The sequence below is a fragment of the Flavobacterium sp. genome (genome assembly GCF_004211145.1).
Taxonomy (GTDB): Bacteria; Bacteroidota; Bacteroidia; order Flavobacteriales; family Flavobacteriaceae; genus Flavobacterium.
The window spans coordinates 1-23465 of sequence record NZ_SEBS01000025.1; the positions used below are offsets into that span (position 1 = coordinate 1).

Annotated in this window: 17 protein-coding genes; 5 read left to right on the forward strand and 12 right to left on the reverse strand. The window is 47.7% G+C overall.

What is annotated here, in order from left to right:
* The first annotated feature begins 498 nt into the window (after positions 1-498).
* Positions 499-1905 carry a dihydrolipoyl dehydrogenase gene (gene lpdA, locus EOO50_RS12090; protein ID WP_290840475.1) on the forward strand — a complete coding sequence of 469 codons (1407 nt, stop codon included), beginning with the start codon at positions 499-501 and terminating at the stop codon, positions 1903-1905.
* An 822-nt stretch (positions 1906-2727) separates the two neighbouring features.
* On the opposite strand, the gene EOO50_RS12095 is transcribed toward lpdA, so the two are convergent.
* Positions 2728-3681: a DUF4349 domain-containing protein gene (locus tag EOO50_RS12095; protein WP_290840477.1), complete on the reverse strand. Its 954-nt coding sequence runs from the start codon at positions 3679-3681 to the stop codon at positions 2728-2730.
* A gap of 171 nt (positions 3682-3852) precedes the next feature.
* On the opposite strand from EOO50_RS12095, the gene EOO50_RS12100 reads away from it, so the two are divergent.
* The 3 genes from EOO50_RS12100 to EOO50_RS12110 all read left to right on the forward strand — a co-directional run bounded on the left by EOO50_RS12100 (position 3853) and on the right by EOO50_RS12110 (position 8564).
* Positions 3853-5145 (forward strand): anthranilate synthase component I family protein, encoded by a 1293-nt coding sequence (locus EOO50_RS12100; RefSeq protein ID WP_290840479.1) that lies wholly within the window; start codon positions 3853-3855, stop codon positions 5143-5145.
* 84 nt (positions 5146-5229) lie between these two features.
* Entirely contained in the window at positions 5230-6543 is a 1314-nt protein-coding gene (gene tilS / locus EOO50_RS12105) for a tRNA lysidine(34) synthetase TilS (protein WP_290840481.1), read from the forward strand.
* The gene (locus EOO50_RS12110; protein ID WP_290840483.1) at positions 6540-8564 is read left to right on the forward strand and encodes a cytochrome c biogenesis protein CcdA; all 2025 of its coding nucleotides are present in this window, start codon (positions 6540-6542) and stop codon (positions 8562-8564) included. Before tilS ends, EOO50_RS12110 begins: the two co-directional genes overlap by 4 nt.
* Before the next feature lie 130 nt (positions 8565-8694).
* On the opposite strand, the gene EOO50_RS12115 is transcribed toward EOO50_RS12110, so the two are convergent.
* The 4 genes from EOO50_RS12115 to EOO50_RS12130 form a co-directional block, all read right to left on the reverse strand.
* Positions 8695-8895: a helix-turn-helix transcriptional regulator gene (locus EOO50_RS12115; RefSeq protein ID WP_290840485.1), complete on the reverse strand. Its 201-nt coding sequence runs from the start codon at positions 8893-8895 to the stop codon at positions 8695-8697.
* Positions 8885-9370, reverse strand: a complete 486-nt coding sequence (locus EOO50_RS12120; protein ID WP_290840487.1) for a hypothetical protein — start codon at positions 9368-9370, stop codon at positions 8885-8887. The genes EOO50_RS12115 and EOO50_RS12120 overlap by 11 nt, the downstream gene beginning before the upstream one ends.
* A gap of 223 nt (positions 9371-9593) precedes the next feature.
* Positions 9594-9971 carry a PH domain-containing protein gene (locus EOO50_RS12125; protein ID WP_290840489.1) on the reverse strand — a complete coding sequence of 126 codons (378 nt, stop codon included), beginning with the start codon at positions 9969-9971 and terminating at the stop codon, positions 9594-9596.
* A 77-nt stretch (positions 9972-10048) separates the two neighbouring features.
* Complete coding sequence (locus EOO50_RS12130; RefSeq protein WP_290840491.1) at positions 10049-11251, reverse strand: ATP-binding protein; 1203 nt, start codon at positions 11249-11251, stop codon at positions 10049-10051.
* Between the two features lie 316 nt (positions 11252-11567).
* Between EOO50_RS12130 and EOO50_RS12135 the strand changes: the two genes are divergently transcribed.
* Complete coding sequence (locus tag EOO50_RS12135; RefSeq protein WP_290840493.1) at positions 11568-13100, forward strand: YifB family Mg chelatase-like AAA ATPase; 1533 nt, start codon at positions 11568-11570, stop codon at positions 13098-13100.
* A 430-nt stretch (positions 13101-13530) separates the two neighbouring features.
* On the opposite strand, the gene EOO50_RS12140 is transcribed toward EOO50_RS12135, so the two are convergent.
* The 7 genes from EOO50_RS12140 to EOO50_RS12170 form a co-directional block, all read right to left on the reverse strand.
* Positions 13531-13863 (reverse strand): hypothetical protein, encoded by a 333-nt coding sequence (locus EOO50_RS12140; RefSeq protein ID WP_290840495.1) that lies wholly within the window; start codon positions 13861-13863, stop codon positions 13531-13533.
* Positions 13864-13872: 9 nt separating this feature from the next.
* Entirely contained in the window at positions 13873-14727 is an 855-nt protein-coding gene (locus tag EOO50_RS12145) for a neutral zinc metallopeptidase (RefSeq protein WP_290840496.1), read from the reverse strand.
* Between the two features lie 17 nt (positions 14728-14744).
* The gene (locus EOO50_RS12150; RefSeq protein WP_290840498.1) at positions 14745-18782 is read right to left on the reverse strand and encodes a PAS domain S-box protein; all 4038 of its coding nucleotides are present in this window, start codon (positions 18780-18782) and stop codon (positions 14745-14747) included.
* 200 nt (positions 18783-18982) lie between these two features.
* On the reverse strand, positions 18983-19783 hold the full coding sequence (locus EOO50_RS12155) for a hypothetical protein (RefSeq protein WP_290840500.1): 801 nt from the start codon (positions 19781-19783) through the stop codon (positions 18983-18985).
* A 44-nt stretch (positions 19784-19827) separates the two neighbouring features.
* Positions 19828-21156 (reverse strand): aldehyde dehydrogenase, encoded by a 1329-nt coding sequence (locus EOO50_RS12160; protein WP_290840502.1) that lies wholly within the window; start codon positions 21154-21156, stop codon positions 19828-19830.
* Positions 21157-21182: 26 nt separating this feature from the next.
* Positions 21183-22535, reverse strand: a complete 1353-nt coding sequence (locus EOO50_RS12165) for a hypothetical protein (protein WP_290840505.1) — start codon at positions 22533-22535, stop codon at positions 21183-21185.
* Positions 22536-22751: 216 nt separating this feature from the next.
* On the reverse strand, positions 22752-23447 hold the full coding sequence (locus EOO50_RS12170; RefSeq protein WP_290840506.1) for an RNA pseudouridine synthase: 696 nt from the start codon (positions 23445-23447) through the stop codon (positions 22752-22754).
* Between the last annotated feature and the right edge of the window lie 18 nt (positions 23448-23465).

Below are 23465 nucleotides of genomic sequence, written 5' to 3' on the forward strand. Positions count from 1 at the left end.
GGCGCGAAGGCAAGAAGTTTTTTTTGTTGCATTTTTTTTTGACACGAAGGCACGAAGGCGCGAAGTCACGAAGTTTTTTTTGTTGCTTTTTTATGACACGAAGGCACGAAGGCACGAAGGCGAGAAGGTGGGAAGTCGCGAAGTTTTTTTTGTTGCTTTTTTTTTGACACGAAGGCACGAAGGCGCGAAGGCACGAAGTTTTTTATTTTTTTTTGCAAGTTTTTTCGCAACGAAGACACGAAGGCGCGAATCAATTGACACAGATTATGATTATTCTGCAACGTAGCCTAAGATTCGGTTCAGAGCTCGGCAGAATAACTAAATCTACCTTTTATCGTCGGATCATGATTTTTGCACATGCGCACTAAACCCTAAACCCTGAACCCTGAACCCTGAACCCTCAACCCTAAACCTTGAACCCTGAACCCAAAACCTTGCGCCTTGCACCCTGAACCTTTTTTCCCTACTTTTGTGACACTAAATCAATAACCAATCACCATGAGTTCATTTGACGTTGCCGTGATCGGCTCCGGCCCAGGAGGTTACGTGGCCGCCATCCGTTGTGCACAATTAGGTTTCAAGACTGCAATCATAGAAAAATATCCGACGCTTGGCGGAACCTGCCTCAATGTAGGCTGCATTCCGAGTAAGGCGTTACTCGATTCTTCTCACCATTACCACGACGCGATTTCACATTTTAAGGAGCACGGTATCGAGATTCCGGGCGAGATCAAGATCAATTTCGAGCAGATGATCGCGCGCAAAGGAAACGTCGTCGACCAAAACGTCAGCGGCATCAAATACCTCATGGACAAGAACAAGATTACCGTTTTTGAAGGTTTGGGATCGTTTGAGGACGCGACGCACATCAAAGTCACGAAGTCGGACGAGTCATCGGAGACTATCGAAGCGAAATACACGATCATCGCGACGGGTTCAAAACCATCGACGTTGCCGTTCATCAAATTGGACAAGGAACGCGTGATCACGTCGACCGAAGCATTGAAACTCAAGGAAATCCCGAAACACCTGATCGTAATTGGCGGCGGCGTCATCGGATTGGAACTCGGACAGGTTTATCTCCGTCTGGGCGCGCAGGTTTCGGTCGTCGAATTCATGGACCGGATCATTCCCGGGATGGACGCGGGATTGTCGAAAGAACTGACGAAAGTCTTGAAGAAACAAGGCATGAAATTCTATACGTCGCACAAGGTAAAATCGGTCGAGAACAACGGTTCGGGCGTAACGATCCAGGCCGACGACGCGAAAGCACAAACAATCACGTTGCAAGGCGATTATGCGTTGGTATCTGTAGGTCGACGCCCATTCACCGACGGATTGGCGCTTGACAAGGCAGGCGTGAAAGTTTCTGACCGTGGCGTCGTTGAAACAAACGACCATCTGCAAACCAACGTCGCCAACATCTACGCGATCGGCGATGTCGTGAAAGGCGCGATGCTCGCACATAAAGCTGAAGAAGAAGGCGTTTTCGTAGCCGAAACATTGGCCGGGCAAAAACCGCACGTGAACTACAACCTGATTCCCGGAGTCGTGTATACATGGCCTGAAGTCGCTGCTGTCGGCAAAACCGAGGAGCAACTCAAGGAAGCCGGCGTCGAGTATAAAGTGGGAAGTTTCCCGATGAAAGCCCTCGGACGTTCACGCGCGAGCGGCGACACCGACGGTTTCGTGAAAATCCTCGCCGATGCGAAGACCGACGAAGTTCTGGGCGTCCACATGATCGGAGCCCGAACAGCTGATCTGATCGCGGAAGCGGTTACGGCAATGGAATTCCGCGCTTCGGCCGAAGATATCTCGAGAATGTCGCACGCGCACCCGACTTACGCCGAAGCCATAAAAGAAGCGGCTTTGGATGCGACCGAGAAGCGTCCGATCCACATGTAATCCCAAAAAAAATATATTTTGAGTACAAAAGATAACTGGTTTCAAAACCCCGATAAAAAGAAGTTGATCATTCTGACGCTTCTATCATTCACAGGAATTTTCCTTTGCCTTTTGGCGATGTCGAATTTTTTCACTGAATCGATCTTTCAAGGAAAATATTTTATGATGTGGTTTTTGATCGTTGCCAACATTGGTGTTTACATTAAATTTTACAGCAACTATAAGAAATCGCAGCAGAAGTAATCCGCGCATCTTATTTCAAAAATTAAGAATCCCGCTCTCGTTTGAAAGCGGGATTTTTTATGATTTGCGGTAGAAAAAATGCTTGACACTATAATTTGAATTTGCGAACTTCGGCAGACCTAACAGGTTTTGAAAGCCTGTTAGGTCTTAAGCCGACATCGGAATTTTACGCGGCGAATTACATCGAAAATCCTGCTTTTGTTTGAAAGCGGGATTTTTTTATGATTTGCGGTAGAAAAAATGCTTGAAACTGTAATTTGAATTTGGGAACTTCGGCAGACCTAACAGGTTTTGAAAACCTGTTAGGTCTGCCGAAATCGGATTTTTACGCGACGAATTTCATCGAAAAATCCCGCTCTCGTATGAAGGCGGGATTTTTTTATGATTTGCGGTAGAAAAAATGCTTGAAACTATAATTTGAATTTGCGAACTTCGGCAGACCTAACAGGTTTTGAAAGCCTGTTAGGTCTTAAGCCGACATCGGAATTTTACGCGGCGAATCCTATTCAAAAATATCCCGTTATCCAAAAGCGAATTTTCCATTTTAAACGATCCGAATCCGCAACACCGCGTTTCTCCCTATACCGCAGTTTGTCGCCTCTTACCATATTTCTTCAACCCCAAATAAACACCCAAACCCGCAATCAAAAACGGCCAAAAATTCAAAGCGAAAGTGATGATTCCCTCCAAAATGTACCAACCCGTTTTCAAGCTGTCGAGCAATCTTGTGCCGAAAGGAGTCCGAAAAGCCGCATTCTCAAAATTCGCGAGCACTTCACGACGCACCGTTTCATCCTGATACAATTTCAGGGCGACAGTGCTGTACGCCACTTTGTCCTCGAGCGCCAAATTGTCGAGCAACGCCGAATCGGAGGTCGCTTGTTTATCGAGCAAATCGTTTTCAGTGTCGTTGATTTGGTTGAGTTTCTTTCCTTTTGAATCGACGGCATCCTCTACGCGTTGTTGATGGCGCGCAAGACGTTTTTGCGCGAGTTGGTTCGATTTGAGTTGGAGCGCGACGTCTTCGGCTTTTATTATCCGATAATCCAGGTAACCGACTTCCTTCGAGATCGTTTTGAGCGCGGCATCCAGATTCGTGTTCGGCACGCGAATGATCATGTCGTTGTAAACGGTGAACTGAGTGGTTTTCACGATGCTGTCTTCGCTCATTTTGCTTTCCTCGGTCTTGTTGACGTCGCTTTTAAGTTCGGTGCTGACGACGAAGCCTCCGGCCTGGGAAACGACATCTTCGACCGAGTTCGTTGATTTCGCGACATCTTTAACCTTAAATCGAATGTCGGCCGTTCGAACGAACTTGTGTTTCCCGTCGTTTTTTTCGACCGCGGCCGAGGACGAAAGATTGTTGGATGTTTTTTTGTCTTGTTTTGCGTTGCCCGAAATTTCTTCGGCAGGAGAGAGGCTTTCTTCGGTCGTTGAAGTCGCGACCGATTCTTCGGTTTTCATTTCTGATTGTTTGCAGGAAGCGAGTAGGGCGCAGGCGATCGCCAATCCCAAAAGCGAGTTTGTTTTCATAAAAATAACGTGTTAAATTACTAAAAGATGTTAAAAGGTTAAGTAGAGTTGTGTCAACACGCGTATTTTTTAAAGTTTCTGTTTTTCGCTCCACTAACAACCGTGCCAAAAAAAATCGGGTTTCGGTAACGGGAGTTTTATTGTAATTTTGGTTTTGCAAAAACCCACACGTTGAGAACCGTACTTCACAAGAAAATCCACGATCCGCAGGCATTCAAGCAGCAATTGGTGCATTGGTCGCAATCGTTTCGCGAGAAGGCGTTTCTTGACAGCAATAATTACGGCACGAAGTACCACACATACGATTGCGTGCTTGCGGCCGAGGCGTTCATCTCGCTCAAAACCGATTACCACGAAGCTTTCGACGATTTGAGGCAACTGCATGAGACGACGCGCGATTGGCTTTTCGGATATCTTTCGTACGATTTGAAAAACGATACCGAGAAACTGACATCCCAAAATTTCGACGGACTGCATTTTTCCGATATGTATTTCTTTCAACCTAAAAAGTTGTTTTTGCTCAAGGGAAACGAGCTCGAAATCGCGTACCTGCATTTGTGCGACGACGAGATGGAAGACGATTTCAAAGCCATCCTGAATACGCGAACAAACCTTTCGCACGAGGAATCCCGATTACGGATCCGACAACGGATTTCACAGAAAGACTACTTGAAGAAAGTCGAGCGCATGCAGCAATACATCCATCGCGGCGATATTTACGAGGCGAATTTCTGTATGGAATTTTACGCCGAGGACGCCCAGATCAATCCGCTCGAAACGTATTGCCGTCTAAATGCGATTTCGGAACCGCCGTTTTCAGCTTATTTCCGAAACGGAAACGATTATTTGATGTGTGCGTCGCCCGAACGTTACCTCAAAAAGCAACACCATAAAATCATTTCGCAACCTATCAAGGGAACCGCCAAACGCAGCGACGACAAAGTCGAGGACGGTCGCATCAAGGCACGTTTGGCCGCGAATCAAAAGGAACGGTCCGAAAACATAATGATCGTCGATTTGGTCCGAAACGACTTGTCGAAAACCGCCGCCAAAGGTTCGGTGCACGTCGAGGAATTGTGCGGCGAATATACGTTCAGGCAAGTGCATCACCTGATTTCGACCGTCGTGTCGGAACTCGGCCAAAACCAAACCGCGGTCAAAGTGCTGAAAACGACATTTCCGATGGGCAGCATGACGGGCGCGCCCAAGATTTCGGCCATGAAAATCATCGAAGAACTCGAGGAAACCAAACGCGGTTTGTACAGCGGCGCACTCGGTTATTTCACGCCCGAAGGCGATTTTGATTTCAACGTCGTGATCCGAAGCATCTTGTACAACAGCGAATCGAAATACGTTTCGTTTTCGGTCGGAAGCGCGATCACTGCACTTTCGAACCCGTTGTTGGAATATGAGGAATGTCTGGTGAAGGCGGTGGCAATGCGTCGGGTCTTGGAACGGGAATGAGGAAATGTTTAATTGGTTAACTGTTTAATCGATTAACCAAATATCGCCACCAACCGATTAACCAAAAAAATATAACTTCGTCAAATGTTCGAAAAGTTCCAAAGCCATCTTTCCAAAAACCTCGCGTTTCTTAGCGGCACGCGATTGTTGCTCGCCGTGAGCGGAGGTCTCGACAGCATTGCGATGGCGACGCTTTTCAAGAAATCGGGTTATGACATCGCGATCGCGCATTGCAACTTCAATCTTCGCGGTGACGAAAGTGAACTCGATGAAATCTTCATTCGGGAATTCGCGGCTCAAAATAAAGTACGTTTTTTCTCGACGAAATTCGATACTCAAAAATTCGCCGACGATTTCAAATTGTCGATTCAGGTCGCGGCTCGTGAGCTTCGGTACAAATGGTTTTACGAATTGCTTGAATCGCAGAATTTCGACTTTGTGTTGACGGCTCATCACGCCGACGACAACCTCGAGACGTTTTTGATAAACCTGTCACGCGGAACCGGAATCGACGGTTTGACGGGCATTCCGCAATCGAATGAAAAGATCGTTCGTCCGATGTTACCGTTTTCGAGAGAGGAAATTCTCGCATTCGCACAAAATGAAAATCTTGAATGGCGCGAAGACAGCAGCAATTCGTCCGATAAATATCTTCGGAACAAGATCCGACATTACGTACTTCCGCAGTTGAAGGAAATCAATCCGGAATTGCTCAACGGTTTTTCGAAAACGCAGAAATATCTGCAGCAGACGCAAAGCATGGCCAACGACGCCGCGATTCTGGTGTATCAAAAAGTAGCTCGTCAAGATGGAAACCAGATTCGCTTTGATTTGTCGGAATTATTGAAATTGCCGAATTTTCACGCGTATCTGTATCATTGGCTCAACGGTTACGGCTTTTCGACGTGGAGCGATATTTACGATCTGACGTCGGCCCAATCGGGGAAACGCATCGAAACTGATGATTTCGTTTTGCTCAAGGATCGCGGTTTTTTATTGCTCTATCCGAAACGCGATGAACAAGCCGACCGATCGTACTCGATTTACAAAGGAATGTCGCAAGTTAATTTTCCCTTAAAACTCGAAATTACCAACGTCGAAAAGATGGACGCCAAACCAAATACGGCTATCTTTGTCGACGCCAAAAAACTGCAGTTTCCTTTGCAGCTCAGGCGTTGGCGCGAAGGCGATGTGATTTATCCGCTTGGAATGGAAGGCAAATCGAAAAAGGTTTCCAAACTGTTCAAGGACGAAAAATTATCGCTTCCGCAAAAAGCTGGCGCGTGGCTGCTGTGCTCGAACGACGACATCGTTTGGATCGTCGGATTGCGCCAGGACGAGCGGTTCAAGGTAACAAACAACACAACAAACATTTTGCAGATAGCAGTACTCGAATGAAAAAGTTCCTCTTTTTATTGCTGGCCACGCTGGCATTCACAAACATTTCGGCCCAACTCGTAGAACCCGTGAAATGGTCGTCGCGCATTGAAAAAATCACGGACACCGAATTCAAATTGGTGTTTGAAGCCGCGATCGAAGACGGTTGGCATATCTATTCCCAATTCACGCCCGACGACGGTCCGATCGCACTCACGATCGATTTCAAGGAATCGAAAGGGAATTACGTTTTGGTCGGGAAAGCCAGCGAAAGTGCGACCAAACGTGAGTTCAGTGACATATTCGGAGTCGATGAAGTGTTCTTCGAGAAGAAAGCGGTGTTGACGCAACGCGTAAAAATCATCAATCCGAAATTGACCTTCATAGATGCCAAGGTCGATTATCAGGTGTGCAAGGAAGCGTGTAAGAACGGGGACGAGAAATTCAGGTTCGCACTTCCAAAAATTCCCGTTGCGGCCATCGATAAAACGGCTGTAACAGCGGCGGTAGCGGCTCCTGAAACGATTGAAACGCCGACTGTAGATTCGAGTCAAACCGCAATAGATACCGTAAAAACGAACGAGGTCACGACCAAAAAAACGGAAGCGGATGCGGCTCCAAAAGACACGGAATCGCGCAGTTTGTGGTCGATCTTCTTTATCGCGTTCCTATCAGGATTCGCGGCTCTGCTCACGCCTTGTGTGTTCCCGTTGATCCCGATGACCGTGAGTTTTTTCACCAAACAAAGTAAGAACAAGGCGGCCGGAATCAGGAATGCGATCACGTACGGTATTTCGATCATCATAATCTATGTCGCTTTAGGGTCGATCGTAACCGGTATATTCGGGGCCGACGCACTCAACGCATTGGCAACCAACGTATATTTCAACGTGATATTTTTCGTGCTTTTGGTCGTGTTCGCGACCTCGTTTTTGGGCGCATTTGAAATCGTGCTTCCGAACAGTTGGGCGAACAAAGTAGATCGTCAGGCGGATCGCGGCGGTTTCGTCGGGATTTTGTTCATGGCATTGGCGCTCGCGATCGTTTCGTTTTCATGTACAGGTCCGATCGTCGGAACATTATTATTCGAAGCGGCGTCACAAGGCGGAATCGGCCCTGTCGTCGGCATGTTCGGATTCTCGTTGGCGTTGGCCTTGCCGTTCATGTTGTTCGCGATGTTCCCGGGTTGGCTCAACTCATTGCCGAGATCGGGCGGATGGCTCAACACGGTCAAGGTTTTCCTCGGGTTTCTGGAACTTGCCTTGGCGTTCAAATTCCTTTCGAATGCTGACTTGGTCTTGCAGATGCATTTGCTCGAACGCGAAGTTTTCCTTGCGATCTGGATTGCGATTTTCGGGACGTTGACGTTGTATCTTTTCGGAAAAATCACGACGCCACACGACGGTCCGTTGCCGTTTATTTCGGTCGGGCGATTATTGTTGGGATTGCTCGTGTTGACATTCACGGTGTACTTGATCCCGGGACTTTGGGGTGCGCCGCTCAAGATCATCAGCGCATTCCCGCCACCGATGGAATACAGCGAAAGCCCGCGCGGCATCGGGAAAGGCGGATCGGCATCGGCTGAAAAACTGCCTGAAGGCGCAAAACTCGGACCGCATGATATTATTGCGTTCGACGATTATGAAACCGGGTTGAAGTACGCGAAATCAGTCGGAAAACCCGTGATGATCGATTTTACGGGACATGCGTGCGCGAATTGCCGACAGATGGAACAATACGTTTGGAGCGATACCGACGTGCTGAAAATCCTCAAGAACGATATCGTACTTATCTCATTGTACATGGACGACAAGCGCGATCTTCCTAAAAACGAGCAATACGTGTCGAAGGAAACGGGCGATGATATTGAAACGATCGGCGATAAGTGGACCGAGTTTTCGATTATCCGATACAAAACCAATACGCAGCCACTTTATGTGCTCATCGGATTGGATGAAAAGAATTTGAATGAACCGGTGAGCGTGACGAAGAAGGAGGAATATCTGGCTTGGTTGAAGGACGGGATTGGGAAATTTAAATAAAAAGTTCAGAGTTCAAAGTGCAAGGTGCAACGAGCAAAGGCAATTTGTGCTAAGATGAGCCAAAAATCAGGTATAAAGTTCCAATTCTTGCAATTTTTTGAACTTGCGCCTTGCACTTTGAACTTTTGCGTCAATCCGTTTCCTCGAGCGTAAAAATTTCCCCAACCGACTTTTCAAAATAACGCGACAACTTCAACGCCAAGACTGTCGACGGAACGTATTTCGCCTTTTCCATCGCGTTGATCGTTTGCCTGCTCACACCGATAATTTTGGCGAGTTCTTCCTGCGAGATGTTCTTTATCGCGCGCAACACTTTTAGGTTATTCGTCATCGCGCATCGACTTTTGGAGTTGGTAGAGTTTGATGTGGAATCGGATGATAAAGAAAATAAGCAGCGAGAAAATGTTGTGCAAAACCACGCTCATGTAATATGTTCCGTAAATGAAAAGTGTCGACAACAGCAACAATCCGAAATTGAAATACACGGCCCAAACCAGGCTTTCGTAACGAATCTGCGAGATGAATTCATCTTCATTTTTGCAGCGTGAAAAACCCACGAACAAGCCGCCGAGGATCATCAGCGCGAGCACGAACTCGTCGTACATTGAATTTTTTACGAAACTGAAATAGGACGCGCTGCCCATTAGTCCGCCGTCGGCAATCGCAAATGTCGTGATTCGGACGGAGTCGTCAAGCTTGATTCCGCCCACGGTTCGGTTCATAAGCAATAGTCCGATAATTCCGATTGCGAGAAATATCCAACCGATTGTCTTGCATCGATTCGGAAATAGAAATTGTGTCTTCATTTGATTTTAGTGATTGATGATTGAACTCGGGGTAAATGTAAAGTTTATTTTACATTATGACAAGATTTTTTTACTTTTTTTAGTGCAAAGTGCAAAGTGCAAAGTGCAAAGTGCAAGGTGCAAGGTGCAAGGTGCAAAGTGCAGAGAATTGAAAAATGTATAAAAAAAGTCGATCATTTCTGACCGACTCTAAACTTTGAACTTTGTTCTTTGCACCCTGCACTTATGCTAAAATATGCTGTCCCAAAATCCGATACACCTCATTAATATTATCACTTCCTTTCCCGAATTGTTTCTTGATCGGTTCGGCTTCGTCCTTGATCCAGATCTTGAGTTCGGCGTCGAGATCGAGGATTCCGGCCGATTCCTTTGAGAATTTTATCACGTTCGAATACGGGATCGACAGGTAATCGGTCTTTGTCCCGACGAGTTGTTTCTCGACCAGAATCAAGCGCTTGTTCGTGAAGATGAACATGTCGCGTATGAGTTTGAAGGCTTTTTCGATGTTTTCACCTTCGATAAGCATCGGTTGGAATTCCTTTGAAATGTCGGCGATGGAAACTTCAGAAGCGTTTCCTAAAATGGCGTTGAATAGTCCCATGGTTTTTTATTTAAAGGTACGCGAAGAAGTGCAGAGTGCAAAGAGCAAAGTGCAAAAGTCGCGTTAAACCTGATGGTTTATTTTTTCAGATACACCTTGAATGTGGTTCCGACGCCGAGTTCCGATTCGAGTTCGATGCGTCCGCCGAGCCTATTTACGAGTTTGCTCACCGTCGAAAGCCCGATTCCCGTGCCTTTGTTTCCCGAACGATCGGTTTTGCCAAGCGTGCCGAAAATCTCGAAAATCTTGCCGAAATGCTTTTCAGGAATTCCCATTCCGTTGTCCTTGACTGAGATTGCGATCTCGTCCTCGAATTTTTCAAAACCGATCTCGATTACGCCTTTTTCCTTGTCGTTGTACTTGATGGCGTTGGCGATCAGGTTGTGCAGGATTTGTCCGAACGCCATTTTGTTGGTACGGAAACGCGCTTCTTCATCGGGAAATATGAACTCGAAATCCGGCTTCGCATGCAGCAATCCTTTTATGTACTCGCTGAATTCGCGCAACCTGATCTTTTCGAATTGGCTTACGTCGAGCGTGTCAAATCGGTAGTATTCGAGAATGCCGTCGATCAGTTTTTTGAGTTCGCCTGCCGATGTTCCGATGTAACCGACCATTTGTTTCCCTTGGTCGTCAAGCTTGTCGCTATACATTTCGCCAAAGAATTCTACGAGTTGCGTGATGTTGTTCAAAGGCGACTTCAAATCGTGGGAAACGACCTGCGAAAACGTCTCGAGGTCTTTGTAACGCTGCGCCAGCGAGTTGTGGCTTTCGACGAGTTTGTGATTGTTCTTGCGGAGTTCGAGCAGTTTCGTAACCTGGTTCGCGAGCGTTTCGAGCGCCTTTATCTGATGAGCTTCGAGTGTTTTGGCGCGGTCGTCGATCACGCATAAAGTTCCCAATGCGAAACCGTCGGGATTGATGAGCGGAACGCCTGCGTAGGTGCGGATCTTGATGCCGTCGGTAACCAACGGATTGTCGTGGAAACGTTCATCCTCAATCGCATTTTCGACGATGAAATTCTCATTGGGATTTCCGATCGCGTGTCCGCAAAACGAAATGTCGCGCGAGGTATGATCGACATCGAGCCCGATTTTGGATTTGAACCATTGTCGGTCTTCGTCAAGCAATGTGATAATGGAAACGGGAGTGCCGCAAATGTCGGCTGCGAGTCGTGTGATATCGTCGAAATCCTTTTCCGGTTCGCTGTCAAGTATTTTATATGACAAGAGCGCGTCAAGGCGCTGCCTGTCGTTTTGTGGTATTGGGGCGGGTATCATGGTTAAATTATTGGTGCAAACATATACGGGGAAATTTGAATTTTGGATGTGGGGATTTTATTTTTTTGGTTCAGGGTTTAGGGTTCAAGGGCAGAGTTTAGAGTTTAGAGTTCAGAGTTTAGAGTTCAGAGTTTAGAGTTCAGAGTTTAGAGTTCAGGGTCAACACACTTTCACACTTTTCGGAAGACAAGTACTCAAATCAACAAATCAACAAATCAACAAATGAACAAATGAACAAATCAACAAATCAACGAATCAACGAATCAACAATTTCCCTACATTTACACCATACAAGCCATCTAAAAAATTACACGCCATGCTAGTAAAAGTATTCGGAAGCGCCGTCTTTGGCGTCGAAGCCACGACCATCACAATCGAAGTCCACATGGACAAAGGAATCGGCTACCACTTGGTAGGATTGCCTGACAACGCGATAAAGGAAAGCAGTTATCGAATTGCCGCGGCGTTAAAGAACAACGGGCTCTCGCTGCCCGGGAAAAAAATCACGATCAACATGGCTCCGGCCGATCTACGCAAGGAAGGTTCGGCCTACGATTTGACGATCGCGCTGGGCATTCTCGTCGCGTCGGGCCAGATCAAAGCCGACGACATCGAAAACTATCTCATCATGGGCGAACTCTCGCTCGACGGAAGCCTGCAACCGATCCGAGGCGCGTTGCCGATCGCGATCAAAGCCAGGGAAGACGGTTTCAAAGGTTTTTTCCTGCCGATGCAAAATGCCAAAGAAGCTGCAATCGTGAACGATCTCGATGTATATGGCGTCGAAAACCTGCAACAGGTGATTGATTTTTTCTGCGGCAAAGGAACGCTTGAACCCACAATCATCAATACACGCGAAGAATTCAATCTGCCGCTTTTTCCCGAATTCGATTTCAGCGACGTGAAAGGGCAGGAGTCGATCAAACGCTGCATGGAAATCGCCGCGGCCGGCGGACACAATGTGGTTTTGATCGGGCCGCCCGGAGCTGGAAAGACGATGCTGGCCAAGCGTTTGCCGAGTATTTTACCTCCGATGACGATTCGCGAAGCACTCGAAACTACGAAAATACACAGCGTCGCCGGAAAGTTGAAGGAAGTCGGGTTGATGCGGCAACGCCCGTTTCGAAGTCCGCATCACACGATCTCGAATGTCGCGTTGGTCGGAGGCGGGAGCTTTCCACAGCCCGGGGAAATTTCCATGGCTCACAACGGCGTGCTTTTCCTCGACGAATTGCCCGAATTCAAACGCGACGTGCTCGAAGTCATGCGCCAGCCGCTCGAAGATCGCGAGGTCACGATTTCGCGCGCGAAGTTTACGGTTACGTATCCGTCGTCGTTCATGTTGGTCGCGAGTATGAATCCGAGTCCGGGCGGTTATTTCAACGACGGTTCGGCGGTCGTGAGTTCGTCGGCCAATGAGATGCAACGATACTTGAACAAGATTTCGGGACCGCTGCTCGACCGAATCGACATTCATATTGAAGTTACGCCCGTGCCGTTCGAGAAATTGTCGGACACGCGAAAGTCCGAAACAAGCGAGGAAATCCGCACGCGCGTCACAAAAGCCAGGGAAATCCAGTCGGTTCGTTTTACCGAATTCGAGAACATCAATTACAATGCGCAGATGACGGTGAAGCAAATCCGCGAATTCTGCGCGCTAGACGAGACGTCGCTCCAACTTTTAAAGACCGCAATGGAACGTCTGAATTTGTCGGCGCGCGCTTACGATCGGATATTGAAAGTGTCGCGAACCATCGCCGATTTGGGGAATTCGGTAAATATTTCATCGGAACACATTGCCGAGGCGATCCAGTATCGGAGTTTGGATAGGGAAGGTTGGTTGGGTTAACCATTTCCAATTGGCGATGACTGAAATATTTTTTGACCTCGCGTATCGTTATCGACTTGGTGTTTCCGTGTCGATTGAGCGCAAATTCGAACCGTGGTGTTTTACCGCGGATTTTTCAGTATCCGATTTAAGATTTGATGTTTTTAGTTACTTTCTGAATTCCTCCTGGAAAATCGGGATGTCGGTCATTGCATGACCAATCGCAATTGATTTGATTGCGATCCTCAAGACTATACGTTTGAGCCACACAAAAAATCGTGGCAACCAAAACGAATAATGTCAAGATGCTTTTTTCATCCTATAATTTCAAAATCAACCGACTGGAACATGTCGCTTGTATAGCATTGTTAACTAAAGCTTTTTTGAAAAACCTAATCCAATCTCATAGTTGAGTTTTTGATTCTCGAAATACGTTGTCTTGTTTGCAACTTTAAGAGTGTTTCGGGTAAGCTATTACTTCATCGAGAATTTTCTTCAGGCTACCGAATGCCATTTCCAAATTCGGATATTCCAAAATGTTTACCGAAGCGACTTCAACGCCGTCCAAATAAACATCAAAAAACTCAACAAAATCCCGCCAATCCGAATTGCTGATCTCAATGATATTTTTACCCGAAAAAACGAGTTTGAAAATGTGTTGTGCGTTCTCGTCCGAATCATCGAGATTATCGTAAATCTTATGGTAGCCGCATTCAATTAAGATCGGGGGCAAGTCTCGCCGGATCATTTCCCTGAAAACGACGACTTTCTGCAGATCGGTCATCGGTGAAAATCAGATACCTGAAAATGTGTCGCCGTCTTTAATATTGCCGCCTTCAAAGCCTTTCATGAACCATTTCATACGTTGGGCCGATGTTCCGTGCGTAAACGAATCGGGAACGACGTGGCCTTGCATGCGTTTTTGGATCGCGTCGTCACCGACTGCCTGGGCGGCACTGAGCGCTTCCTCGATATCGCCATCTTCAAGGAAATGTTTTTCTTTTTCGTTGTAATGCGCCCAAAGCCCGGCGTAAAAATCGGCTTGGAGTTCGAGTGCGACCGATAGTTTGTTGGCTTCGGCCTCGCTCATTCCTTGCTGCATTTCACGTACCTTTTTGGAAGTTCCGAGCAACGTCTGGACATGGTGCCCGATTTCGTGCGCGATCACATACGCGATCGCAAAGTCGCCGCCTTTCGCGCCGAAACGCGATTGCAGCTCCTTGAAAAATTCGAGATCCATGTAGACTTTTTGGTCGGTCGGACAATAGAACGGTCCGGCTGCCGAGGTCGCGCTTCCGCATCCTGTCTCGACACCGTCGGTAAACAGAACAAGGTTCGGCTCTTGGTACGTCATGTCGTTTTCGGCGAATATTTTTTTCCATACGTCTTCGGTATCGACAAGAATGGCGTCGACCATTTGCCCGAGTTCTTTTTCTTCGGGCGTCAACTCGCGTTGTTCCGTGGAAGTTTGTACTGACTGTCGCTGGATTTCATTTATGATTGTTCCCGTATCGCCATCTCCGCCCAAAAACATCTGCGCCACCAATACGATCAGTGCGATCACGCCGCCACCGGCTGCAACTTTTCCGCCGCTCATGCCGCGTCGGTCTTCAAGATTTCCGCTTTCGCGGCGTCCTAGCCATTTCATATCATAGTTGTTTTAGGTTATGCTTCTTTCTTTCGGGACCAGGTCTGCAACACTTCTCGAATGTCTTCCTCGACGATCGGTTTGGTGATATAATCGTCCATTCCGGCCTGTAGGCATTTCTCTTTTTCGCCTTTTATCGTTCCCGCAGTGAGCGCGATCACAGGAATTCCCGAGACATTGAATTTACGAATTTCTTTCGCAGCTTCGTAACCGTTCATCACGGGCATTTGCACGTCCATGAAAACGAGGTCGGGTTTTACGTTCATGAATTCGTCAACCGCTTGCTGGCCGTCGAAACATTCGAAGATTATCGCCTGGGGCATGATTTTGCGGATCAGCGTTTTGGCGAGCAACATGTTGATTTTATTGTCTTCGACGATAAGTATTCGCATTTGTTCGTCGGCGAAATTCCCGTTCTTGAGGCTTTGTGCATTTGGATTTTGCGACATCGGATCGAAATCACAATTGTCGGCCAAGCCCAAAGTCACTTCAAAAAAGAACGTACTTCCTTGTCCATACGTGCTTTTTAGCTGGAGTTCGCTGTCCATGAGTCCGAGCAGTTTGTTCGAAATCGCGAGTCCGAGTCCCGTTCCTCCGAATTTTTTCGTCGTCGAACTGTCTTCCTGCGAGAACGCGTCGAATATCTTTTCCTGGTTCGATTTCCTGATGCCGATGCCCGTGTCTTTCACCGAAAAATGCAATTTCACGTTCTCACTTTGCATTTCCAAAACCCTGACCGTAAGCTCGATGCTGCCTTTTTCAGTGAACTTCACGGCATTGCTCATCAGATTGATCAGGATTTGCTTGAGCCGGATTTCATCGACGAGGATGCAACGCGGCACATTTTCGTGGATGGAAAGTTTCACCTCGAGGTTCTTGATGCGCGATTCGTATTCGATGAGTTTCGTGATTTGGTTGCACAGGCGCAAAAGGTCGGTGTCTTCGGCCGACAGTTCCAGTTTTCCGGCTTCGATCTTCGAGAAATCCAAGATGTCGTTTATGATTTCCATGAGCGCGGTCGCCGACTGGTTCACCGTATTCATGTACTGTCGCTGTATGTTTTCGAGGTTTGTCTTCATGAGCAGGTCGGTAAACCCGATGATGCCATTCAAAGGCGTTCGGATCTCGTGACTCATGTTGGCAAGGAATTCTGACTTGGCGCGGTTTGCGGCCTCGGCGAGTTCTTTTTCCTTGATAGCCGATTCGTTGCGCTTGCGTTCGGTGATATCGAGTAAAATTCCTTCGACGAATTCGACGTTTTCGTTCCGGACGATCACATCGCCGAATTCCTCTACCCAGACAATTTTGCCGCTTTTGTGCGTGATGCGATATTCCAAATGGAAAGATTCGCGGTCGATCAAGCCTTGTTTCCTGATTCGGAACACTTCGTCCCTGTCGTCTTCGTAGACCAACGATGAAAATTTGAATCCATGCTGCATGAACTCTTCGCGCGAATGGCCCGTGAGTTTTTCGATGTCGTCGTTCAAGTATTCGACCGAGTCGTCGGCGTTGAGCAAATACACGGTTCCCGGAATGTTGTTGGCGAGCAACCTGAACTTTTCCTCGCTTTCGTTGCTGATAGTCTCGTTGATGTTGCGTTCGATGGCGAGCGAAATGTTTCCCGCGAGCGATTCCAGGATCGTGATTTCATCGTCGGTCCATTCGCGTTCCGTCGTCACGTCGAAAACGACCATTCCATATAATTTCTGTTTGATGAAAAGCGGAAGCGAAAGCAATGAGGTCGAATTGAGTTTTTGGAGCAGTTCGCGCGTCGTCCGGTTTTCGATCCTGCTCACGACGGAATGATACGGTCGGCCCGCTTTCATGGATTCGATGATGTCGTGGACCATTTCATACGGCAATTCCTGCAACACGGGATTCGGTTGCGTGATGCCTTCGGTCGGTCCCATCCAACGGTGTTTCTGCTGAATGGTCTGGTTGCGTTCGTTGGCGACGAAAAACGAGATTCGGTCCACGTTCGTCACTTTGCCGACCGAATTCAAAATGCCCGCGAAAAGTTCATCGGTGTTGCGGCTCATGAGGAATTTCCCCGTATTGCGCGTGATCGCCGAGAGCAGTTCGGTCTTGTAGGCGAGGTTTTTCTCGGCTTCGAGCCTCATGTGTGATTCTATGGCGATCGCGGTCAAATCACTCACCGAGCGCGCGAAACCAATGTCCTCGCTGTCCCATTTGCAATGATTTTCAACCGACTCGAAACAAATGATGCCCGTAATCTCACCGTTTATGAAAATCGGCGTGTCGAGCAACGAACGGATGTTGTTCGCCGGAATGTAGTCGGCGCAAAGTTCCACCGTCTTTTCATCTTCATACACTTTCGATGCGACGACCTGTCTTTCTTTTTCAAGCGCCGAAAAGTAAACGGGGTAATTTTTTCGGTTCAGGATCTGGCCGCCGTGAAAGTCGGCGTTTCCTTTTCGATACAACGAAAGGCAATGGATTTTTTGAGGTTCGTAATCCCAATAACCCGCGCGATCGACATGTAGGCTCTCGGCCGAAACCGTCAAGATGTGTTTGAGGATGTCATCGAGGGTTTCCTGTCCTGAAAAACTCTTCGTCGCGAATGATTGGAGCGTTTCGTTGTAGCGGTTGACCTTTCGTTCCTTGCGGCTCTTTTCGTCTTCAAGACTTTTTACGTGCGTGATGTCGCGCGCGATGACTGAAAATCCGATGATCTTCCCGAAATCGTTGCGCTTGATCGTCACGCTTTGCGAAACCCACAGACTTTCGCCGTCGTTCTTGACGAACGGGAAAATTTGGACAGGGTAGAAGCTTCGGTTTTTCGGCGCTTTGAGATAGATGGCGCGGACTTTTTCACGGTAATCCTCGCGTATCAAAACGCTGTAATGTTTTTGGTAGAACTCGTCGGCCGAATAACCTAAAATTTGTTGGGTAAATGGGTTGACGTAGGTGTAATTCCCGTGTCGGTCGGTTTCGTAGATGATGTCCGAAGCCGATTCGATCAGGTTCTTATATTGGTTTTGGATGTGGACCTGATGCGTGATATCCTGTCCGATGCCGATGAAAAGATTCTCGGAATACTGCTTGTCTTTCCATTGGATGTATTTGTACTCGCCGTTGCTGCATCGTAATTTCCGGATGTAAAGGCGTTCGTCTACGTAATTTTCGTGGTAATCCAGTCCGATGAATTCCGCATCCTCAGTGAGTTTCCAAAAGTTCAGGTCCATGACTTCGTTCGGCGTGTAACCCAAAATTCGAATAACGCTTTCACTGCAGAACAGCACTTCGCCCCGCTTATTCGTCGCAATCGTAAGCGAATTTCCCTTGTTCACGATTTCGTTCGCAAACAGGAATTTGTCTTTGGTATTGAGGATTCCGATGTGCTTCGTGTAATGGAAAACCGTCGTGATCAAACAGGCGTTGAATAGGATCGCCACGATCTGGTCGTCGAGCAGCGAGGTGATCAGCAAAGCGAAAAGCGTGATGAACAGGACCACGACGAAAATCAAATATTCGCGTATGTTCTTGAACACGTTATACGAGAAGAAATAAATCAGGATGAATTCGGTAAGCGTAATGATCTCGAACGGCATCGCGACGAGTTTGTAGGTAACGTAGGTCAGGTAAAAGACGAACGCGCCCAGGAAAATCATACGGATATTTTTGGCGAGAAAGCGCGATCGGTCGGTCGCAAAATAAAGTCCGAGCAAAATCAGGCTGAACGTAATGTTCTCGGCGAGTTCGCTTTTGTTCCGGACCGAAAAGAACTCGAGGAAGATCTCGGTCACAAAGAAGATGATCCCGAAAAAAAGCAAGTAAAGCCGGAACTGTTCGAGGTTGATGTCGATCTCGGAATAATTCGAAACGAAATCTTTATTGAAGCGCGCTTTCCGGTTAAAAGTCAGATATAAAAGTACGCCCGTCAACACAAGCATCAACGCCAGGAACCAAATCTGGGTGTAGAACCGTTCGTCGGCCGGAACGCCTTGCACTAAAGCGCTACCTTGCGAGGCGAAGGCTTTCCCGCCGACAGCGAAAAACAAAGTCAATGTGGAAACAATTTTCGCGATGCGCATTGAGTTGAGTTAGGTTCAATGGATAAATGTAGTAAAATATGTTAAAAGTGAAGTGGTTGTTGAAAAAATGGTGAGCGACAGGAAGTTGGACTGGAGGGAAACGCTGTTTTTGGGAAACGCTGACTGCAGATCGACTGTTCTAAAATAAAAAAGCAGGAGAACCGACTTGGTTTCCTGCTTTTGATCGTATGGATTTTCGATCAGTAGTCGAGTGTGCCGATCTCGTCCATCTCGGCGGTTTCCTCTATTCCGACCGAGTTTTTATAGATGCTGTAGTAGATCGCCATCATGATTGGGATCGTAAAACAGACACCGATGCAGAAGCCGATAAAACCCAATAACGCGAAAATGATCCCGACAAGCAGCAATCCAAAAATAACGAACGGGCGTTTGAACACAAGCATCACGCTCCCTTGGATCGCTTCCAAAGGTTTTAGGTTTCCGAAGATGATCAACGGCACCGCCATCACGGTAACGAACGAGATGAGCAGATTGATTCCCATGCCGACCAATCCCATCACAAAATCCTGCGGAAATGCCATCTGGATCGCAGTCGTGATGAAAATCGAAAAGAACGAAACGATCAGCGCTTCCACGAAAAGCGGAACGAAATAAGGCGCTTTATAACACGCGAACGCATCCCCGACAGAAACGTCTTCGCCCTTGTCGGCCAACGCTGCCATTCGGATAAGGCTTGCCGAGAACGGGTTGCCCAAACCGGCGATCACGCATGTTGCCAAAACATAAATGATGCGTCCGACGATCGAAAAATCGCCTTCGCTGATATTCGCCAAATACGAAATGTCATTTCCTGCCGACATGAAAATTCCCATGCCGCCAAACGCAAGCGCGAATGCGACGATAAAAAATAATATCAATGCAAGCCCCGACATCAAAGCCGTGCGTTTATACACTTCAAAGGCGTCGTTGAACGTATTCCCGAAGTCGAGTTCGTAGCCTTCCGATTTGATTTCCTCAAGGCGATCGAGTGTAGTTTTCATGTGCTGTTGTTTTGGCGGCAATTATACGATTTTTTTCGTCGGTTTCAGAGCCATTTCAGCCATTTTCTAAGGATTTCGACCTTGTTTCCGTAAGGCGCGTATCGCAGCGGAATGTCGAGCCACGTCGCTTTTCGCGTAATCGCTTTTTTATGCGTGAAAGTGTCGAAACTGCGCCTTCCATGATACGCGCCGATTCCCGAATGTCCGACGCCGCCAAAAGGCAACCGGCTGTTCGCGAAATGGATCACGACGTCATTTATGCAACCGCCGCCGAACGGATATTTCTTGACGATATGTTTCGCGAAATCCGAATCGTCGGTAAACACGTAAAGCGACAGCGGTTTTTCATACAATGTGATGATTCGGTCCAGATCGCTTTCAGAATCGTAACCCAGAACGGGAAGTATCGGCCCGAAAATCTCGTCTTTCATCAACTCACTTTTCCCGTTGGTTTCATCGATTATCGTGGGCGAGACGTAAAGCGATTCCTTGTCGTATTGTCCGCCGTGGACGACTTTTTCGCTTTCGATCATATCGACAAGACGCTGCCAGTGTTTCTCACTCACGATGCGCGCCAGGTCAGCCGATTCTTGCGGATTTTCGCCGTACGCCAGAACGATTTCATCTTTTAAGAATTGGATGAATTTCGTCTTAATCGACGATTCGACCAAAACATAATCGGGTGCGATGCAGGTTTGCCCCGCGTTTATGAATTTTCCCCAAACGATGCGTTTCGCGGCGAGTTTCAGATTTGCCGAGGCCGCGACGATGCATGGATTTTTGCCGCCGAGTTCGAGTGTCACGGGCGTGAGGTTTTTGGCCGCGGCTTGGGCGACTTTTTTCCCGACCGAAACACTTCCCGTGAAGAAAATGTAATCCCAACGGCGTTCAAGCAATTTTTCGGCTACATCGGAACCGCCCTGGAAAACCTCGACATCGGTCGGATCGAAAACTTCCGAGACGATTTGTGAAATGAGCGATGATGTGTTCGGTGTCAATTCCGACGGTTTCAAGATCACGGAATTCCCGGCCGCGTATGCAGCTATCGTGGGCAACATCGCCAAATGAAACGGATAATTCCAAGGCGAAATGATGAGCACGTTTCCGTAAGGTTCCTTGAGCAGATGATCGATGGATGGAAAGTTCAAGATCGACGGAAAAACCATTTCGGTCCTCGACCAGGATTTGATGTTCCGGATCGTTTGCTTCAATTCCGACATCACAAAATGCGTCTCGCTGAGCACGGCTTCGAATCCCGGTTTTTTGAAATCATCGTAAAGCGCCTTGACGATCGCATCCTCGCGAACGGTCAGGACGTGCAGTAATTTCTTAAGTGTTTCCTTGCGTTGACCGACGGTCGTCTTTGGGTTCATACCCAAATATAGTCAGAAAATGCGAACTAATCGAGTTGGAATCCATAGCCTATGTATGCGTCGGCCTGTTTATTGTCGGACGCCAAATTCGTGATGATCGAGCCCGACCCGATATAGAATCCGTACGCGCGAACGCCGATTCCGCCTGAGATTCCTGAAATCTCGTTGCTCGCCCACGATGACCAGACCTCGAAATTCTCCAGCGCGAAACGTGGCGTGATCGAAATTACGTTTTGATATGTGATCTGGTCGTTCGCCTCGTCGTCATTGAGTTTCTGTTGCATGTAGATCGACGCGAAGAATTTGGGCACGATCTTGACATCGGCGTATGCTGAGAAAACCGCTGGCAGTTTGACCTTGAAATCCGTCTGGGAGTTTTCAGTTCGGTCAAGGTAACCGCTCGCGAGCAACAAATCCTCGATTTCCTCGAGGCTGTCGACGTTTTGGAATTGGTTCAAATCAAGTGCCTGTCCGCCTTGGACCGACAAGACATAGTTCGTCGAGGAATTATTCGCCGACTTGAATTTCATCGCGCCGAGGTTTCGAACCGAAAGCCCCGCGTTGATTTTATATTTTCTTGGGTCAGATTCATCGACCCAACGGTAATTTACGCCAAGATCGGCTGCGACTCCGCCGAGCCGTCCGAAAAGCGAACTCGTGTAATCGCCGAATTTCGTAAAATCCTCACCTAAATTTCCTGAATATGCGATGTTTAGATTCGCTTGCGCATCGGTCAGCGTGACCTGGCCGAGATTGTTGTTGATCGTACCCGAGAATCGGTCGGCGCCCATGTTCGCATACGATGCCGGGAAAAGCAATTTGAACGTCGCGCCCGCGCTGAATTTGTGCGTGCCGTCGTCATAGAAATTGTTCGCGGCCGAAAGACCGATCTCGCCCCAGGTAGTTCCATTGACGCGTTGGTTGAAATTGTTGTCGATCGTGGTCGAACCGTTGATTAAGGCGTTCAATGTCGCCGTGGAGACCGCATCCCCGATTTTCACATCGACATCGACCAGATCGAGTTTCGCGTAAGCACGGGACGTCAACGCGAACGTCCATTTCTCGACTTTGTAAGCGAATCCGGGGCCGAGGATTTCACCGTCGAAACGCAGGTTGACGGCGTCGGTTCCCCTGAAAATCAAATCCTCGAAATTCTCGCTGCCGAACAGATCATTGAATCCGATTTTGTTGTTGTTAGCATTCGCACTCACGGCCAAAACCTGGATTTCGTATTTGGAGTCGAAGTTGGCGAATTCGGCCGGATTAATGCCTGCGTGGATCATTCCCGTGCGTTGGGACGTGTTCATCCCGGCGAATTGTTGCTGCGCGAAAACGACGGAACAACTTGATAAGATAAAGAGTGCGACAATCGTTTTCATAGGCGGCGGATTTTAGTTTGAAGCTACCAAATGAAACGAAAATGTGCTTTACAGTATTGCCGCGCGCGATTGCATAATTACGCGTTTTTATTACACGGCTTTCAAAATCGAAATCCGAAAAACAGGCGAATCTAAAATCCGGACAAACTTCTTTTTCGCTTGTCCGACCACGCGAATCGCATAGGACGAAGTATCGAATCAGCGCACTATTTCCGCTCAGACGCTAACCGATTTCCACAAAACGTCCTCAGGAACGGGCGCGGTAATTTCGATGGGCTCCTTTTTTACGGGATGGATGAATGACAACTTCCGCGCGTGTAGATGAATTCCGCCGTCAGGATTGCTTCGGTCGAAACCGTATTTGAGATCGCCTTTTATCGGAGAACCGATGGCCGAAAGTTGCGAACGGATCTGATGGTGTCGACCCGTGTGCAAGTTGATTTCCAACGCATAATAATTGTTGAGTTCTTTTATTACTTTATAGTCGAGGCTCGCCATTTTGCTGTCGGGAACTTCTTTGGGAAAGGCTTTTGAGGTATTTGATTTTTCATTGCGCTTCAAATAATGCACGAGATTGTCCTGACTTTTAGCGGGTTTGTTCTTTACGATCGCCCAATATGTTTTCTCGGTTTCACGGTTTTTGAACATTTCGTTAAGCCTTTCGAGCGCTTTTGAAGTACGCGCGAATACCACGATTCCCGTCGTCGGACGATCCAATCGGTGCACGACACCCAAAAAAACGTCTCCGGGCTTTGCGTATTTATCCTTGATATATTCCTTCACCACTTCCGACAGCGGTTTGTCGCCGGTTTTATCACCTTGTACGATATCGCCTACGCGCTTGTTGACGACGATGATGTGGTTGTCTTCGTGGAGGATTTGGAGGTTTTGGGCGGTGGAGAGGGTTTTCATTTTTGGATATCAGATTGA